The following is an 18,000-nucleotide window of genomic DNA, read 5'->3' on the forward strand; positions in this document are numbered from 1 at the left end:
GCTTGCCATAACGATCCCGCTTTAAACCTATTGCGGGATCGTTAGTATCTTCGTCTTAGCTCTTATAGATGCTAGCGGCTCGCGGCAGGATCTTTCGAGATTGACTCTAGCGGTGATGTCTTACCATCGGAACGATGGTGGCCCCGATCCCAGATGCGCATAACTCCGTCTCGAATCTCCGTATCACCACAATCTCGCTTAAAAATCTCCGGACCATCAAAGATTAAGCCACCCTTAAGAGCGCTTTACGGGCTTGTTACGCTGTGTTCACATCCCCGCAAAAGCCTCTCTCTAGTTTAGGTGGAAGCCCAAAAGTGCAATCTGCCTTGTATAGCAGCTCGGGTCAACCGAAGCACCTCTTCGGGCGCGATCTTCCAGTCCTTCAAGAAAACGGAGTTGGCGATGTCTCTTAGAAATTATGCGAAGCAATTCGCAGTGTCGATGTTCATGCTCTTACTCGTCTGCGTGCTCCCGGCAACGGCGCAGACCGGAATCGGGCTGCTATCAGGCTCAGTGGTCGATAGCCAGGGCGGCGCGCTGCAGGGCGCGAAGGTAGAAGTCAACCCAGGGGCAGCCTCGGCGCTCACCGATGCACAGGGGCAATTTACATTGAACGGGCTTAGTGCAGGCGACCACGATGTAACCGTCTCCTACGCAGGATTCGCCCCCTTCACCAAAAAAGTGACGGTGGTTTCGGGGCAGGTCGTGCGGTTGGCTGCTTCGCTCAGCGTAGCCTCAAACAAGCAGGATGTGCAGGTCTACGCGGGTCGCGAGGGTGGAGAGATCGAGTCGATCAACCGCACCTTCAATGCGGACAACATCATCAACGTGCTGCCTGCTGATGTGATCAAAAGCCTCCCGAATGCCAACGTGGCGGATGCGATCGGGCGGCTGGCAAGCGTGACGCTGGAGCGCGACGAGGGCGAGGGCAAGTACGTGCAGGTGCGTGGCACCGAACCGCGGCTGACCAATGTGACGGTCGACGGAGTGAACCTCGCCTCGGCAGAGACAGTGCGCCAGGTGAAGCTGGATATCATTCCCGCGGATCTCGTGGAGTCGGTGCAGATCAATAAGACCCTTGAGGCGAGCATGCCCGGCGACGGGATCGGCGGTTCGGTAGACCTGCGCACGAAGAGTGCCGGCGACAAGCCAACGATAGCTTTGGAGTCCACCGGCGGATACACCCCCATCATTGGTGGCCGGCCGGTCTACCAATTCGACGGCACGCTGGGAAAGCGGTTTTTGGAGGGGAACAAGCTGGGCGTCTTGTTCGGCGGATCGTACGACTGGAACGGGCGCGGGATTAACGACGTAGAGCCGGGGCCTGTGCTTCTCGGTGGATACGATATTCGCGATTATCAGTACTACCGCAACCGGATTGGCTACGCCGGCACGGTGGACTATCGCTTCAGTGAGACCTCGAGTATTTATTTGAAGGGCCTGTACTCGCTCTTTCACAACTTCGGCAATCGCTGGGACTACAACGTGGCGACCACATATACCTCGACGGGAGAGCCGGACGGCACAGGCAATACGACCTTTGGAGCGGAGATCAGACGCCCTGTGCAGGACCTGGGAAGTATTCAGCTCGGCGGACGACACGTGATCAGACGCTCGCTGCTCGCCTGGGATGTGGAGAGCTCGGTGGGACGGACGCGCGATGAGGGCTACTCGGACGCGACGTTCAATCCCGGAGCTGACTCGGTGCTCAATGGGAATATCCAGTTCGCGCTCGATAACTCCAAACCTCTAACGCCCAAGCTTGTGGCTCCGAGCGGAGTGAATATCTACGATCCGACACAGTACTACTACGCAGGCCAGCGGGTGGAGAGCTACTACAATCCGGAGGTTGATCTTGGCTTCGGAGCCGACTTGGCAACGTCCTACTCACTCTTTGGCCACGCGTCGAGCTTCGAGTTTGGAGGGCGGTTCCGGAACCTGCACAAGTTCGCCAACCAGGATGACGTCTACACAGTTCCGACGGCGGCAGCGAACGACCCTTCGCTGCAGATGACGAACTTCCTGAACACGTTCAACGATACCGGCTACTACGGAGGCACCTATCAGTTTGGGCCGGCGGTGGACTACGACAAGGTGAATGCATTTACCGCGGTGGGGCCTGATCCATCCAATCCGAACGTGAATACGAACAACTTCAACCTGGTCGAGAAGGTTTCGGCAGGGTACCTGATGAACACGACCAACATAAGCAGGTTCCGGTTCTTGGTAGGTGTGCGTTTTGAGAACACCAGTGAAAAAGACAACGGCACCATTACTCCTGACCAGCCGCCTGTAGCCCGGAGCGGATCGTATCTCGATGTGCTGCCGAGCGCGTCGGTGCGCTACTCCATTACGCCGTCGAGCGGGGTGCGACTGGTGTATGGGCGGGGTTTGTCGCGGCCGGACTTCTCGGACCTGGTCTCGTTTGCGACGATCTCGCCGGGCGGGGTGCGTACGACCTCCAGCATTGGCAACCCGAACCTGAAGGCGGAGCACGCGGACAATCTGGATCTGCTGTATGAGCGGAGCCTGAGTCCTGTCGGGCTTTTGCAGGCGGGGGTGTACTACAAGCATCTGTCTGATCCGATCGTTCCGCTGCAAACGACGCTTGCGGATGGGACGATCCAGACGCAGCCGCAGAACGCCGGCACCGCGTATGTCTATGGGTTCGAGATTGCGTTTCAGCAGCATTTCACGTATCTGCCTGGGCTGTTGAACGGAACGGGCCTGTCGGCGAACTATGGCTACTCTGCTTCGCAGATCAACTTCCCTGCGGCGTTCGGGAGGTCGGATAAACCGGATCTGCTGCGACAGGCACCGCACACTTGGAACATTAGTCCCACTTACGATAAGCGGAATCTTTCGGTGCGGCTGGGACTGAGCTACAACGCGGCGAACATCTTCTCGTATCAGTACACCGATGCCACCGCCGGGCCGATTGTGTTCACGCAGAAGAAGCCAAACCCCACGGACACCGGGTATCTCGCGTCAGGTGGCGGCATCAAGGGGCCGAACGGTGACACCTATCTGTACGGCCATCTGCAGGTCGATCTGCAGGGAACCTACAGGCTGCCGAAGGGCTTCACCGCGGTAGCCTACGCGTTAAACCTGAACAATGAGGTCTTTGGTTTCTACAATGGCAGCACGGTGAATCCGATCCAGCGTGAGTTCTACAAACAGACCTTCGGCGGCGGTCTCCGGTGGTCTCCCACGCGCGAACGATAGACAACAAAGGGTGCCGGAGAGCGCTACTCACGCCTCCGGCACCATCCTGCAAAACGCGCAGCCCTGGCCCACTTTCTCGCGGAACGCAATCCACAAACACAAAAGAGACAGCAACCATCAAGCTACAAGCCGCACGAACCTCGCGACTGCAAGAAACCTCTTTAGACGGTTGCTTGTGGCTCTTCCACCTTTGTCCGCTCGCCTCTGGCGGTCAGATGGTAATACATAGCCGGCGTAACGATTAGGCTCAAAACCACCGAGATCAACAGTCCGCCAATCACGGCAATTGCCAGTGGCTGCAGCATCTGCGAACCCGCCCCCAGCGCAAAGGCCAGCGGCAGCATCCCGCACATCGCCGCCGTCGCCGTCATCACGATCGGCCTTAGCCGCCTCTGTGCCGCATGCATCATCGCATCCAGCGCCTCTGCGCCCTCGGCCCGCGCTCGTTCATCAGCATCCAGCAGCAGAATGCCGTTCTTCGCCACAATCCCGATCACCATGATCAAACCCATAAAACTTGCAACGTTGAAGTCGGTTCTAGTGATCAGCAGTGCCAGAACGACTCCAGCCATCGAAAGGACCGAGCTCGTAAGGATTGCGATCGGCGCGGAAAAGTTCCGAAACTCAGCAAGCAGAACGCCGAAGACAAGCGCAAGCGCAAGGAGGAGAACCTGAACCAGCTCATGAAAAGATTTTTGCTGCTCCTGATACGTGCCGCCATAATCAACCCGAACGCTCGCGGGAAGATTCAACTTAGCCACAGCGTCTTTCACCTTCACCATGGCGCCGCCAAGATTCGAGCCTTCCAGCCGTCCGCTGACCAGCACTACCTGTTCAAGATTTTCGCGGCGGATCTCATTCTGCGGAGGCAGCTCTTTGATCTCGGCAAGCGCACCCAGCGTCGCAGTGTGTCCCGTCGCAGAGTTGAAGACCGTGTTCTGGATCGCACTCAACGAAGAGCGATGTTCGTCTGACAGGCGAACCCGGACCGTGTAGGGTCGACCAGCCACAATCACCGGATCGGTAGAAGGCAGGCCATCAAGCAGCGAGGTTGCGTCCTCGGCCACCTCCTGAACCGTAAAACCGAGGCGGCTCGCCAGACCAGGGTCAACCTGGAAGGTAGTCGCAGGACCACTCAGTGTGTTGTCGACGCCGTTCTGAGTATCGACGACCCCCGGAATCGCCGAGATCGCCGCCTGCACCTTCGGCCCCAGATCGTGCAGAAGTGTGATGTCGTTAGAGAAGAGTTTAATCTGAATCGGCTCAGGAGAGTTCGAGAGATCGTTGATCATATCCTCAAGAACCTGCACAAACTCGACATCAAGTTCAGGCTCCTGCTCTTTAATCTTTCCCCGCACCTCCGAAATAATCTCGTCGATCGCTCGTGATCGCTTCGTCTTCAGACGAACCGAGATATCGCCGGTATTTGCCTCCGTGACGGCAGCGAGGCCAAGCTGAAGACCGGTGCGGCGTGTTGTAATCGAAACCTCCGGCGTATCGCGGAGGATCTTTTCCACTCGATCAAGAGCCTTGTTCGTCGTCGCAAGAGAACTGCCCGCAGGCATGATGTAGTCAAGGATAAAACTCCCTTCATCCATCGCTGGCAGCAGATTGGATCCAAGTGCGTTATAAGCTAAGTAGCCAACGACGATAAGAACGCCGGAGATGGCTGCCAGAGCCCAGGTTCGACGAATCGTCCAGCCGAGAACGCGGTTGTGCAAGCTAAGCACGCGGCGCATAAAAGGACCATTATCGTCATGGTTCGCGGCTGCGTTCTCCTCAGACGGCTTCAAGGGGGCATCTTCACGACGCTCACGCAGAAGCGAAAGTGAAAGCGCAGGCGTAAAGGTTAAAGCCAACAGGAGTGACGTGAGAAGAGCCGCAGTCATGGTCACAGCCAGCGCTCGGAAGAAACTGCCGGTCACCCCGGTAACTGCGATTAAAGGAAGGAAGACGACTACAGGGGTAACGGTAGATCCAATAAGAGGAATCGTGATCTCGTGCAGAGCGGTCCGTACCGCATCGACGCGGGACTGCCCACGATCCCGATGCACGACGATATTTTCCACGACCACGATCGCGTCGTCGATGACAAGACCGATAGCGGCGGCAAGTCCGCCAAGCGTCATCAGGTTAAAGCTCTGTCCGATGATCCAGAGAAAAAGAATTGTAACTGCAACGGTGACAGGTATCACCAGCCCGGCGATCAGCGAAGAAGTCCAGTCATGCAGAAATAAAAACAGAATCACGCACGCCAGCAAAAGGCCAATCAGAATGGCGTCGCGAACGCTGGCGATGCTCTCACGAACAAGCTCCGACTGATCGTAGAACGGTGTGAGATGAACCCCCGCGGGTAGAGTCTTGCTGAGTTGGGCGATCTCGACGGCGACCGCGGCAGCCACGGCAACCGTGTTGCTGTTAGGTTGCCGCGTTATGTTGAGCAACACAGACGGTATGCCGTTGGCGTCGACGGCGGTATACACAGGAAGAGTAGCCGGCCCCAGGGTTGCTACATCCGAGATGTGAATCGGAACACCGGCCGCCGTGGTCTTGACGACGAGTCGGCCAAGCGACTCCACATCATGCGCCTGCGCTCCCACCAGCCCAAGGATCAGCTGATGATCGGCCTCATAAAGCCCCGGAGAATCGATGATATTCGACGTCTGCACCGCGTTCACAAGATCGAGAACGGTGATGCCCGCGATCTGCAAGCGCGCAGGATCCGGAACAATGTGAAACTCGGGAACCTTACCGCCCTGAACCACAACCGTGCTCACCCCGGTAACGCGATTCAGAGGAGGCTTGAGGTCATAGGTCGCAATCTGCCAGAGAGCCGTGGGTGACACGGTGTTAGGCCCTCGGTCATCTGCGGTCAGCGCATACCCCAGGATAGGAAAGGTCGCGAAGGTCAGCCGGTTCGTCGTAATCTTCGCTGTACTGGGCAGGCTCGACTGTATCTTCGCCAAAGCGGAGTCAGTGAGTTGCAGCGTGCGGAACATGTCCACACTCCAGTCGAAGAACAGACTCACCTCGGCAGATCCACGACTGGTTGTGCTGCGAACCGTCATCAGTCCGGGAACACTGTTGACGGCATCTTCAATAGGCTTCGTGATCGTGACCTGCATCTGCTCAACCGGCATCACACCGTTATCGACGCCAATGACCACACGCGGAAAGTTAGTATCCGGAAAGACAGAGATCGGTACCTGGAAGGCCGCGTAAATGCCGGCAATCGTGAGCACGATGAGGAAGAAGAAGATCGGCTTGGCGGTACGCGTCAGCCAAAAGCTTTTTTCGTCGGCGGTAGGTGCATTCGGCAGACTCACTATTTGCCTCCCGCATCGTCGTCGCTCTTGCCTGCCGAACCTTTCTCCTCGGCCGGCCCCACCTTCACCTTCGTGCCTTCGTCCAGCCCATAGCCGCCAGTCGTAATCACCGTATCGCTCGGCTTGAGACCGCTAAGGATCTCCGCTGATTCGTCAGTCTGTATGCCTACTGTGACCGCTCGTTTTGCAGCCGCGCCGTCCGCGCCGACCACCATGACGATCTTGCCCGCGCCCTCTGGCGACCGCTGAACTGCTTCCGTCGGAATCAGCAGCGCATTCTCCACAGTCTTTCCCTTAAGAGTAGCGCGCACCGAAGTTCCGGCCTTCAGATGACCCTTGGAATTGGGTACTCGCAGCCAGACCTCCACCGTCGTGCTGCCAGGGTCGAGCGCCGGACTGATCAGCGAAACCTTGGCATCCACGGGCTCCTCGACTCCCGGTACCGTAATCGTAGCGGGAGAGCCCAGGCTCAGTCGCTGTGCCTGAATCTGTGCGACGTGCAGCTTCGCGATCATGAAAGAGGTATCCATCACCGTCACAACGGGAGTTCCTGCAGCGGCAGTCTCCCCTGCGAACAGTGGTCGATCCGTTACAACGCCAGAGATCGGCGTTCTGATGTTGGTGTAACTAAGTTGCGCCTGCGCACCCAGGTACTTTCCCTTTGCAGAGGCGAGCGTCCCCTTGGCCGACTCTAGCGAAGCGCTGGTGCCAACCTTGGTAAGTGCCTCGTACTTCTGCTTCGCGATATCGTAAGCGGCCTGCGCCTGTAGTGCCGTCGTTCGCGCAGTATCGTAATCGCGGCCAGGTATCGCTCCCTGAGCCAGCAACTGCTTGCGGGCCTCGAGGATGCTATTGTCCAGATCGAGCGTCGCCTTGGCCTGCTCCAGATCAAGCCGCGATCGGGTTTGCTCTTCAGGAACCGCAGACTGCGTTGCCGTCGCATAGGCCCCTTGCGCTGCATCGAACGCGCCTTTGTTATCCATCGCGGCCGCCGCGAGATCTTCGTTTTCAAGCGTTGCCACAAGCTGGCCGGCCTTAACATGGGAGCCGCGTTGAACGTAAAACTTACGCACCGGCGCAGTCACCTTAGGTAAAATTGCGGCCTGCGCAACAGGAGCAAGTATTGCATCTGCGTCAATCTCCTCAGTGATCGAGCCGCTCGTGGGATGGACGGCTTGCACTGTGACCACTGGCTTATCGGCTGAATCGTCCGCCTTCTTGCAGCCGCTCTGAAGCAGCAGGGAAGCAGACAGGAACAGCAAAGACACGGCCAATGACGGTGTCCCAGCCCGTTGAGTCGTCGTAGTTACCATTTTGTCGGCCACGGTTAAATCGTCCCCGTAAGTAGTTGAAGATTTGCCAGCGCAAGCTGATAGCGAATGGTGCCGTCCTGATACGCAAGCTCTGCGCTGGTCAACGAGTTCTGCGCATCGACAACTTCGAGAACAGTCGCCTCGCCGGCGGAGTAGCGCATCCGTGTCAGGTGAAGGCTCTCCCGCGCCGTCTGCACGCTCAACTCCAGCGAAGCAAGCTGATCGTGAGCGAGGGAAGCCTCTCCATAAAACTCATCAAGCTGGGCGATCAAGGTGCGCTGCGTCGAAGTCAGTGCCACCTTGGCAGCATCACGAAGAATGTGCGCCTGTTTAATCTTGTGCTGCGTCGCAAACCAGTCCCACACAGGAATATCGAGCGTCGCCGAAGCGGAGTAGCCAAGGTTGCGAACACCGTCAGGGCCATTCGCGGCGAACTGCGGAGCATCGATACCATACGAGTAGTTCAGCACCAGGTCCGGCAGGTAAGCAGCACGCGCTGTCGTAATGTCGAGATCCTTCGCTCGCAGCGTTGCCAGAGCGCTCTTCAACTCAGGATTATTCGCGGCGGCCTGTGTCTCCACCACCGTTCGCTCCGGAAGCGAAGTTGCCGCAGGAAGCGTCACACTATACGGCGAGCGCGGATCAGGAAACAGCAGCACGCCAAGATCAAGCCGAGCCTTCTGCGCCTGCAATTGAGCGTCTCCAAGATCTCGCTGCCGTTGTTGCAGCGTCAACTGCGCCTTGATGACATCCGCATGGGCCACCTCTCTTGCCGCTTCGCGCTGCTGCGTCTGCTTCACAAAGTCGGCAGCTTCGTCAGTGGCGCGCTGTTGAACGACAATCCGTTGCTGCGCAGCAGTTGAATTGTAAAAAAGTCCGACGACCGTCGAGGTCAAACCCCTGCGGCTAATCTCCATCTCTGCACTGGCAATTGCAGCAGCCGCACCAGCGCGAGCCAGAGCAGTGTACTGTGCAAGCCCAATCGTCTCGGTAGCCACGCCCTGGCTGATGTACTCGTGCACTGTATTGTTGGCGATGAACCTGGGCGAAGGCTGTGTCGTCCCGATCGAGCCGGTCCCGTTACGCGCCCCATTCGGCTGAGTATAGAGAAACTGATTGTGGTACACCACAGAGGGAAGCAACGCCGCCCGGGCAATTGATCGGTCAAGCTGTGCCGTCTTACTCGCTGCCACCGCCGCGGCAAATGCGGGCTCGTTCGCCCTTGCCAGCGACAGCGCCTGGTCAAGCGTAACGGCCTGACCAGCCTGGTTCGTACCCTGCACACTCGCCTGTGCCATCACGCCACCATTCGCCTGCGTGGCTCCAGCGTCAGTTGTTGGCGAGGCTGCACTCTGCGGCGCACCTGTAAGCTCCGGTGCAGCTACCCCGGAAGTTGTCGTCTGCCACGCTTCAGCTGGTGATGGCGCGAGGACCAGTGCCATCACCCAGCCAAACGCGAAGATCGGATTGAATAAAAAGATTCGTTTCATGGTTTACTTGCACACACCCATTGCACGGACGATCTCCCGCGGCTAGTCTTGGCCGATCACCAGCACCGTAAAGCTGTCGGGCAGAATAGAGGGTCGCGGGCGAGGAGTCGCAGCGGTTGCAGGCGGGGTGGCGCCGAACTTGGCCGTGACCGTGTAGATCTTTCCGGTTGACGAGTCGAACGCCATCGTTCTCGCGCCCTTCATCGTCGGCAGCGTTTGAATCACTGGATACGTTGCCTTGCTGGCATCGACGACGCTCAACGTGCCATCGCCATTCGAAGAGAAGGCCAGCTTCTTGCTTGCGTCATATCCAGCGGCATCAGGCCCATCGCCAATGGTCGGCGTACCCAGTGACTTGCCGGTGTGCGAATCGGTGATGGCCATCTTCTTACCGTCACAGACCGAAAACAGACGTCCGCCCTCCTTATCGAAGGCCAGCCCAGACGGTGAGTCGCACCCGGACAGAGCCCACGTAGCCGAAATCTTCTGCGCCTTGGCGTCCAGTCGCACGATGCTGTTCTTATCTTCAATATTGACGAAGACAGTTCCTGCATCGTCGCTCTGCGGAAACTCCGGTTTGCCGGGCAGCGCGACCGTACCGATTGCCTTGCGACTGGCTGCATCGATCACCGTCGCGTTCTTGCTGGTTCCGTTGAACGCCCAGAGCGTGTTGGTAGAGCCCTCGTAGACGATGCCGTCAGGATTGGTTCCGGCCGGAATCTTCGTCAGCGTCGCGAAGTTGGAGGTATCGAACACCACAACGTCGTTTGCTCCGCCATCGGAGACGAAGCCGGTCTTGCCATCGGGAGCGATGACGACGCCGTGGCATCGGGTCAATCCTTCAATCGCTCCGATCACCTTTCCAGTCGTGGTATCGACGACGTCGACCCGGGTCAGATGCGCGATGTAAAGGCGGTGTGTTGCCGGATCGGCCGTCAGGTAGTCCCAACCTCCCGTGCCTCCGATGGTCCATCGTTGTTCAATCTGAAATGGTTTTTGCGCCGTAGCAGACGCTATCGTGAAGAAGGGAACCAGCGTCGATGCGGCAAAGAGGAGAGAAGAGACGACTCGTCTGCTTGTATTCGGCATGTCAAAAACACTCCAGAATGAAAGAAAATTTGTTCCCTACAAATATCGCAGAGCTGGCTTAATGTACGCTTAAGAAGTAGGAACTCCTTTTTCCCGGCTACTCGCGGTCCCAGGATACGTTTTCTCTGTTGCGATCTGGACCAGTGGCAGAGTAACAATAGCGCTCGTGCCCTGTCCCGGCCTGCTCTCCAGGCTTATCGCTCCGTGGTATCGCAAAACGATCGCCTTTGAGATCGCCAGCCCCAGACCCGTACCGCCCGTTCGTCGACTACGCGACGGGTCTCCACGATAGAAACGGTCGAAGACATGAGGAAGTACCTCCTCTGGAACTCCGATTCCATCGTCTTCAATAACCAATCGGGCCACACTGTCCCGGCTCGTTACGATCGCGCGAACCTCTGCGCCCTCCCCGCTATGCTGAATCGCATTATGAATCAGGTTCGAGCAGAGCAGCCGAACCTGGTCGGGATCGCAGGAAACGAAGACCGGCCTCTCCGCGTTGATCACCAGGTTGATGCGGTGGAAGCTCGCCAGCGTCCGAAAGTGCTCCGCCACATCACGGAGAACATCGCCAAGTTCCACCATCCGATACGACTCCGGCTGTTCCGCGCCATCCTCAAGCCGCGCCAGGGTTAGCATCTTGGCGACAAGCTCCTCCATCCGCTCCGAGTCGATCCTCACTCGCTCAAGCCCCTCTTCATACTCCTTCGCCGACCTCGACCGCATCGTCAGAAGCTGAAAGGAAGACTTCACCACCGCCACCGAGGTCTTCAGTTCGTGGGCTGCATCGCTGACAAACTGCTTTTGTTGCGCGAAGGACTGCTCCAGCCTCAGCAGCGCCGACTCAATGGCCGAGACAAGCGGCTCAAGCTCCCGCACATAGCGGGCCTGACTCGAGGGACCCAGATTCCACGAGTTGACCGAGATCTTGCCCGCCTGCTCGACCAGTTCGTATAACGGTTGAAGTCCGCTGCGCAAAAGGTGCAGCAGCACAACGCCGGTGATCATCAGCAGCAGGAGGCCCGAGAGTGCATAGAACGCTATGGCATTCCGCACTCGCTCCCACACCGGATGAGTGCGCGAGCCGTAGAGAATAATGACATGCCGGGCAATGCCACCTTTCGCATCCCCCGGATCGACGATCCGCAGACCGGGCCTGCGTATGACGCGATAGTGAATCCCTCCAACCGTCAGATTGCGAAACTCCCGCGTGTCCTTACTGGCCAGCTCCTGCTCGCCCCCCGGCCACCCCTGCGACCCGATCACGCGGCCACGGTCGTCGCGAACGATATAAATGTCTCGCCGCGGAGCCAGCCCTTCGGTTCCATAAAGCATCAGGTTGTCTTCAGGGTCTTCTGCGTCCTGCACCGCTCCCAGTACCGAATCCACCCGGCCGCGAAGCGTTACATCGAACGCGCGAAAGTGTGAAATGCCCTCATAAACACTGGCGATTCCAATCAAAGCCAGCAGTGAGCACAGTTCCACCAGGAGCACAGCCGCAATCAGTCGCCGCGTCAGCGAGTAACTCTTCATGCCGATTCGCCTCCGGTGCTATTGCCTCGTTCGCGAAGCCGGCGAAGCACCGTCAGGCCATCCAACCCCATCCGCCCATCCTCGGCATGGTCCACCGTGAAGCCTTGCCCCTCGCGCAGTGCGTGCCCCACGTCTTCAGTTAGGCGGATCTCGTCTTCAACCAGCAGCACACGCATGAATAGATCTCACCACACAAAGCTTAAGACAGCCTTAAATTGCCCATAGGCCGAACAATTCTTGCAGCGCACAGAGCGTCTTGCAGCGCACAGAGCGTCTTGCAGCGCACAGAGCGTCTTACAGCGCACATGCCGATCAACCGGCTTTGGCTCGAAAGCTTCTACCACTTCTCTCCCGCCCTAATCGCCGCTCGCAAACAACTGCAGCAGCGCATCACTAGCCTCCTGCACATCTCGAATCTTGAACTCAGGATCAAGCTGCAGCGCCTTCGCCCGCGGAGCCAGCGCCGTCAGCGACTGCATCACCGTCTCTGCAGACAGACGCGGAGTGCTCGGCCCCACCACCAGATACTCTATCCCTTCCACCTGCAGCAGCGTCTTCGCGTCGCGGAATGAGCAGGTCGATCTCACGTCATATCCATGCTGCATCAGCACTGTCCTCACAAACACGCAAAGGTCCGCCGACTCATCCACCACCAGCACCCGCGGGCCCTCCTGCTTCTGCGTCGCCACCGTCGGCCGCTCTCTCAAATACGACTGAATCGCCTCCTCCTCGGTCGCATAGCTCTCCAGCAAAGCGGAGACCTTCGTCAACTTCAGCAGGTCCGTAAGAAACTTCGGCGGCCCAGCCAGCCGAAGATCGCCCCCGCGTCGGCGCATCCGTTCGGAGAATCGCACCAGCAGACCCAGCCCAATGCTGTCCAGCCGGCTCACCTCGCTCAACTCCACCACCAGCCGAGAGAACTCACGCGCCCCCTCATCCAGCATTGCCTCCAGCGCCTTCACCTCAGCGCCCAGAACAATACGCCCCTTGCACTGAATCAGGTAGACGTTTCTAACAAACCGCGAACTCAGACTTAACAGCATGGACTACCTCGTCAGCCAGGCTCGACACGGGATCGCACTCGCCCCGCAGGAAGAATAACCCGCAGGAAGAATAATGATGACCTGAAGCTGTGGTCCCCAATCATCGCACCGCAAACCGCTCCAAAGCCATTCTTCTTTCACCGCTCCCAGAACCTAATATCCACGGTCCTCCCGTTGGTCGGCACCAACTCCCGCTTGCGACTAATGGGAGCGCCACACGAAGCGGTATACAAGTCACGAAGTGACCGCTGCCCGCGCAGGGCGCCCGTCCGGCAGGACAGAGCTTCGATCAAAAAAAATAATTCAAAAAATCTTCGCCAAATTTGGCGTATGAGTTATATCCAATTCGTTACAATTAAATAAGAGATCAAAACCAAGGGCTGCCTGCGGCGAAAGCTGCAGCAGCCCTTCGCATTTAACGTCCCACCAATCACCACCAACTCACCACGAAGGAGTCACCGAAGCACCATGAAATGCAGCATCCATCTCGCAGCCAAAGAGCCCCTTAGAGAAAGGAAACCGCACGAAAATTCCACTAACTAAAACAAAACAAGTATTTTAGCCGTAACCCACCTGGATGCAATGGTTTAGCGACACGCCCTTCCGCTAAATCATTGCATCCATTCCACTTGCCCCCAAAATACCCCGTAGGGGGGAGGGGGGTACCAACCGCACTCCAAAGGAGCCGCAAACATGAAAACCGCCATCTGTCGCCACATCAAAACCAACGGACGCCGCTGCAAATCACCCTCTCTCGGCGTCTCCGCCTTCTGCTACTTCCACTCTCGCCTCCTCCGCCGCCACAGAACTCTGCTCGAAACCGCCCCCACCCTGCCCCCAAGCCAGCCGGACAATCCACCTTCGGCGACCGGAGTGCCCCAGTATCTGCCGGAGGCCCTTCCCCTTGAACTCGACCTGCCCCCACTCGAAGATGTCGAGTCCATTCAGGTCTCCATCTCCCTGCTCGTTGCTGCCCTCGCCCGCAATCGCATTGATTCTAAAAGGGCGGCGGTCCTCCTCTACGGTCTCCAGCTCGCCTCCACCAACGCCCGCTCCGTCACCATCGAACCCGCAGCCGCCTCCATCGTCCGTACCCTCGCTCGAACCAAATCGGGCCGGGACCTCGCCGTCGACCCCAGTCCCCGATAGCTCCCTGGCCCGTAGCCCGCCGGAAAAATGCCGGAGAGCCTTGCCAATCGGGGCAAGGCTCCGCAGCATGGAACCTGACTAGTGAGCTTGGCTGGCGTCTAAGGGGACATAGGGAACAAGCCACTTAAGGGAACAAGCCCCCGGTCCACAACGTAGACCTCTCATCCAACGCTATGGAAGTAGCCTTAAATCTCGATCCCATCTCTCCGATCGCTCTCTATCGCCAGATCTACGACGGTCTGCGCGACGGAATCGTCGGAGGAAGGTTCGAGGCTGGCATTAAATTGCCCGCCTCACGCGCTCTGGCCAGCTCGCTCGGCGTCTCGAGAATCACCGTCACCGAGTGTTACGAGCGCCTGATCTCGGAGGGATATCTCGAAACCCGTCGCGGTTCGGGAACCTTCGTCTGCTCCTCGCTGCCCGAAACCGATATGTACGCCTCCAGCGTCCCCATAGCGATCGATCCAGAGCTCGAGAGCCCTGTGCCCGTCCGGCTCTCCATCTATGGAAAGCTCATCAATGCGCCGATCCGCCCCCCCATCCCCCCCGAGCTCATCCGCCTCGACTCGCACGGGCCAGATGTAAGCTCCTTTCCGCGAAAGCTTTGGACCAGGCTCCTGGTCAGACGCATGCAGGAGGATCCTTCAACCCTCCTGCAATATACCCAGGAGTTCAGTGGAAGCACCGATCTCCGCGTAGCCGTGGCCCACTATCTGCGCATGTCCCGTGCCGTCGTCTGCGATCCAAATCAGATCATCATCACCAGCGGATCGCAGCAGGCCCTTTACTTCGCCGCAAGAATCTTCCTCGATCCCGCCGACTACGTCGCCATGGAAGCGCCGGGGTACCGCTTCGCCGGTCGAATCTTCTCCTCCCAGGGCGCCACCCTCCTCCCCATCCCGGTCGACCGCCACGGAATGCAAGTCTCGCAACTCAAAAAACACAGCGACAAGGCGGTGAAGCTTGTCTACGTCACCCCTTCGCACCAGTACCCCCGAGGAGTTGCGCTCTCGGTCGCACGCCGCATGGACCTGCTGGCGTGGGCAAAGCAGACAGGTGCACTGATCCTGGAGGACGACTACGACAGCGAGTATCGATACAACGAGAGGCCGCTCCCCTCCATCCAGGGGATGGTGCCCAATGCTCCCGTCCTCTACATCGGAACCTTTTCCAAACTCTTGTTCCCCACCTTGAGGCTGGGCTATCTCGTAGTGCCCCCTGCCTTTCAGGACGTATTCACAGGGGCTAAGCTGCTCTGCGATCTTCAAAGCTCTTCAATTGACCAGCGCATCCTCACAGACTTTCTCACCGAGGGACACCTTGAACCCTATGTCAGAAAGATGCGGATCATCTACCGGAAGCGGCGCGCCGTGCTGGTCGAATCGTTACAGAAACACTTCGGCCGCAGAGTCACAATCTACGGAGATCATGCAGGGATGCACTTCCTGGCGGACTTCCAGATCGACCTCGCCGAACCCGAGGCCTTCGAGCGAGCCCTAGCCGCCGGCGTGCGGTTAGAGCGCGTCTATTGGCCCGCATGTTCCGAGGTAGAGCGCCCCGGGCACGTCCAATTCGTCTTTACCTTCGCAGCTCGCAGCGAAGAGGAGCTAGTTCTCGCAGCAGAAAAACTGGCTCACGCCTTTCTCTCTTGATGGAACTCTGATCCAATCGATTCGCTCCTTCGTTCTCTGGCAACTATTTCAGATGTGATGTACTGTGATCATCGTTGAATCAGCGCGACGGCAGAGCACCCAGTTGCGTCCAAAGAATGATAGAGGCGCTTTGCCTAACGATTAACCCCTGAGGAGTAGAGGATCCAGATGACCCGTCACACACGTAGAAACTTCCTCCAGTCTGCCACTGCCGCGATCGTCTGTGGCTCCTCTCTTCTCAAGACTAATCGACTATCAGCCTCCCCCTTCGGTCTCCCGATCGGCCTCCAGCTCTACTCAGTCCGCGAGATGCTCGCAAAGGACTACGAAGGAACACTCAAACAGCTTGCCGCCCTTGGCTATCAGGAGGTCGAGGCGGCGGGCTACTACGACCACTCGCCCCAGCAGGTCAAGAGCGCGATGTCGGCTGCTGGCCTCACGTGCGTCAGCGCTCACTACTCCTACTCGAATCTGAGCAAAGACTTTGATAAGATCGTCGCCTTCAACAAAGAGCTTGGCGTGCACTACATCATCTGCGCCTTCCCTGGAATCAAGGACCCATCCCGGCTGAAAGACACATCTTATCCTTCACTGATCCACTCCTTCACCTTGGAGGACTATCGGTGGAACGCCGATCAGTTCAACAAGTTTGGTGAAAAAGTGAAGGCCGCGGGCATGAAGTTCGGCTATCACAACCACACTATGGAGTTTGGCAAACAGGATAATGTCATCCCACTCGACGAGATGATCCGCTTGACCGATCCCGAGTTAGTGACCTTCGAACTGGACTGCGGATGGGTCATCGTCGGCGGTGCCAATCCGGTGGACTATCTTAAGCGCTATCCTTCTCGAATCTCCATGCTCCACGTCAAGGACTTCAAGCACACCGATAAGCCGGCGTCTGTCATGGAACCGCCCCCCGCCGCCGAGTTGGGGAAGGGAACCTTGGATTATCGTCCAGTCTTTGAGGCTGCGAAGAAAGCAAACATCAGGCATTACTTTGTCGAGCAGGAGGCATATGACATCCCGCCGCTGGAAGCGCTCAAAATCGACGCCGACTACATGAAAAAACTCACGGTTTAGAGAGCGCCGTTTCTCCAGACAATCAACCTTTGTAAGACCTCAAGCCTTGATTTTCAAGCGCTGCGCCGTGTCGTCCCTGAAATCAGCCGGAAACACTCTAAAATCACCGATTAATAAAAAATTGGCGAAACAATCTGCCGGAAAGACTCGTCCTTTCAAGGAGAGACTCGTCACTCGATTAATTGTTCGCAATTATATATACTGAACGTATAGTTCACAATCATTGCAGAGTCTCACTGCTAAGGATGAAGGTGCAGATTTACCCGAGCAGCTGGTATCGCCCTGCATGTTTTTGTTGAGAAACAGACGTATGAGAAAACAGCAAACCCTGAAAGATACGGAGAAGCCGAAAAAACGCGGGAGACACCGCAGTCTCGAGGCAAAAGCCGCTATTCTCAAGGCGACACTTCAGTTGTTGGAGCGCGAATCTCTGCGCAAAGTGACTGCGGACGCGATCGCGAGGCGAGCGGGTGTCAGCAAAGCCACGATCTACAAGTGGTGGCCTAACAAGAGCATGGTGGCCTTGGACGCTTATCTGGCCGGAATGACCGACAGAGTTCCAACCCCGGATACGGGGTCGGCGGAAGAAGATTTTACCGAGCAATTGAAGTCATTGACCACTTTCTACACATCTACTCTGGGGCGGCTCTTCTGCCAGTTCATTGCAGAAGGGCAGAGTGATCCGAGATTTCTGGCCTCGTTTCGAGAACGTTTTCTCTATGCCCGCAGAGACGCCGCGCGTGTCATGTGGCGGCGCGGCGTAGATCGTGGAGAGATTCGCAACGCTATCGATGGGGAGATCGTTCTCGACCTAATCTACGGGCCCACGATCTTTCGATTGCTCGCCGGCCACGGCTCACTCAATGACTCAGAGTCCGAGGCAATGGTCGAAGCTGTATTTGGAGGGTTGAGGCGACTTGATTATCAGCGTCCTCGGAAGAAATTGTCTTCTCTAATAAACCGCCGCAACGGGCAACTTTGAGTCTTGTTCTGCCATCGCGGCATCTTATTTCTAAACGCTTGGTTTTACATGATTCAAACGTAGCCGTTTTTACAATGACATCACTTACGAAGCCTCTGACGCAGTAGGCAAAAAT

12 protein-coding genes are annotated in these 18,000 nt (G+C 57.5%); 5 read left to right on the forward strand and 7 right to left on the reverse strand.

Annotated features, from left to right (window positions below; genetic code table 11):
• The first annotated feature begins 402 nt into the window (after nucleotides 1-402).
• Entirely contained in the window at nucleotides 403-3,225 is a 2,823-nt protein-coding gene (locus RBB75_RS11955; protein WP_353068217.1) for a TonB-dependent receptor, read from the forward strand.
• 161 nt (nucleotides 3,226-3,386) lie between these two features.
• Here RBB75_RS11955 and RBB75_RS11960 read toward each other — a convergent pair whose 3' ends face one another.
• The 7 genes from RBB75_RS11960 to RBB75_RS11990 form a co-directional block, all read right to left on the reverse strand.
• Complete coding sequence (locus tag RBB75_RS11960) at nucleotides 3,387-6,551, reverse strand: efflux RND transporter permease subunit (RefSeq protein WP_434557133.1); 3,165 nt, start codon at nucleotides 6,549-6,551, stop codon at nucleotides 3,387-3,389.
• The gene (locus RBB75_RS11965) at nucleotides 6,551-7,876 is read right to left on the reverse strand and encodes an efflux RND transporter periplasmic adaptor subunit (protein WP_353068218.1); all 1,326 of its coding nucleotides are present in this window, start codon (nucleotides 7,874-7,876) and stop codon (nucleotides 6,551-6,553) included. The genes RBB75_RS11960 and RBB75_RS11965 overlap by 1 nt, the downstream gene beginning before the upstream one ends.
• Nucleotides 7,877-7,878: 2 nt before the next feature.
• A complete protein-coding gene (locus RBB75_RS11970; RefSeq protein ID WP_353068219.1) occupies nucleotides 7,879-9,354 on the reverse strand; it encodes a TolC family protein in 1,476 nt (491 codons plus the stop codon).
• A 42-nt stretch (nucleotides 9,355-9,396) separates the two neighbouring features.
• A complete protein-coding gene (locus RBB75_RS11975) occupies nucleotides 9,397-10,443 on the reverse strand; it encodes a YncE family protein (protein WP_257030840.1) in 1,047 nt (348 codons plus the stop codon).
• A 69-nt stretch (nucleotides 10,444-10,512) separates the two neighbouring features.
• Complete coding sequence (locus RBB75_RS11980) at nucleotides 10,513-11,976, reverse strand: sensor histidine kinase (protein WP_179636845.1); 1,464 nt, start codon at nucleotides 11,974-11,976, stop codon at nucleotides 10,513-10,515.
• Complete coding sequence (locus tag RBB75_RS11985) at nucleotides 11,973-12,146, reverse strand: hypothetical protein (protein ID WP_353068220.1); 174 nt, start codon at nucleotides 12,144-12,146, stop codon at nucleotides 11,973-11,975. Before RBB75_RS11985 ends, RBB75_RS11980 begins: the two co-directional genes overlap by 4 nt.
• Before the next feature lie 186 nt (nucleotides 12,147-12,332).
• Nucleotides 12,333-13,019, reverse strand: coding sequence for an STAS domain-containing protein (locus RBB75_RS11990; RefSeq protein WP_353068221.1), 687 nt, complete (start codon nucleotides 13,017-13,019; stop codon nucleotides 12,333-12,335).
• A 693-nt stretch (nucleotides 13,020-13,712) separates the two neighbouring features.
• On the opposite strand from RBB75_RS11990, the gene RBB75_RS11995 reads away from it, so the two are divergent.
• From RBB75_RS11995 to RBB75_RS12010, 4 genes are all read left to right on the forward strand, one after another.
• Nucleotides 13,713-14,168, forward strand: coding sequence for a hypothetical protein (locus RBB75_RS11995; protein WP_353068222.1), 456 nt, complete (start codon nucleotides 13,713-13,715; stop codon nucleotides 14,166-14,168).
• A gap of 173 nt (nucleotides 14,169-14,341) precedes the next feature.
• Nucleotides 14,342-15,820, forward strand: a complete 1,479-nt coding sequence (locus RBB75_RS12000) for a PLP-dependent aminotransferase family protein (RefSeq protein ID WP_353068223.1) — start codon at nucleotides 14,342-14,344, stop codon at nucleotides 15,818-15,820.
• A 168-nt stretch (nucleotides 15,821-15,988) separates the two neighbouring features.
• Nucleotides 15,989-16,903 carry a sugar phosphate isomerase/epimerase family protein gene (locus RBB75_RS12005; protein WP_353068224.1) on the forward strand — a complete coding sequence of 305 codons (915 nt, stop codon included), beginning with the start codon at nucleotides 15,989-15,991 and terminating at the stop codon, nucleotides 16,901-16,903.
• A 310-nt stretch (nucleotides 16,904-17,213) separates the two neighbouring features.
• Nucleotides 17,214-17,885, forward strand: coding sequence for a TetR/AcrR family transcriptional regulator (locus RBB75_RS12010; protein WP_179636854.1), 672 nt, complete (start codon nucleotides 17,214-17,216; stop codon nucleotides 17,883-17,885).
• The last annotated feature ends 115 nt before the right edge of the window (nucleotides 17,886-18,000 follow it).

It is taken from the genome of Tunturibacter empetritectus (assembly GCF_040358985.1).
Lineage (GTDB): Bacteria > Acidobacteriota > Terriglobia > Terriglobales > Acidobacteriaceae > Edaphobacter > Edaphobacter empetritectus.

Excerpts from the sequence above, each read along its gene's own strand:
- RBB75_RS12010 (WP_179636854.1), top strand. The coding sequence starts at position 17,214 with ATGAGAAAACAGCAAACCCTGAAAGATACGGAGAAGCCGAAAAAACGC.
- RBB75_RS11970 (WP_353068219.1), bottom strand. The coding sequence starts at position 9,354 with ATGAAACGAATCTTTTTATTCAATCCGATCTTCGCGTTTGGCTGGGTG.
- RBB75_RS12000 (WP_353068223.1), top strand. The coding sequence starts at position 14,342 with ATGGAAGTAGCCTTAAATCTCGATCCCATCTCTCCGATCGCTCTCTAT.
- RBB75_RS12005 (WP_353068224.1), top strand. The coding sequence starts at position 15,989 with ATGACCCGTCACACACGTAGAAACTTCCTCCAGTCTGCCACTGCCGCG.
- RBB75_RS11995 (WP_353068222.1), top strand. The coding sequence starts at position 13,713 with ATGAAAACCGCCATCTGTCGCCACATCAAAACCAACGGACGCCGCTGC.
- RBB75_RS11990 (WP_353068221.1), bottom strand. The coding sequence starts at position 13,019 with ATGCTGTTAAGTCTGAGTTCGCGGTTTGTTAGAAACGTCTACCTGATT.
- RBB75_RS11975 (WP_257030840.1), bottom strand. The coding sequence starts at position 10,443 with ATGCCGAATACAAGCAGACGAGTCGTCTCTTCTCTCCTCTTTGCCGCA.
- RBB75_RS11955 (WP_353068217.1), top strand. The coding sequence starts at position 403 with ATGTCTCTTAGAAATTATGCGAAGCAATTCGCAGTGTCGATGTTCATG.
- RBB75_RS11980 (WP_179636845.1), bottom strand. The coding sequence starts at position 11,976 with ATGAAGAGTTACTCGCTGACGCGGCGACTGATTGCGGCTGTGCTCCTG.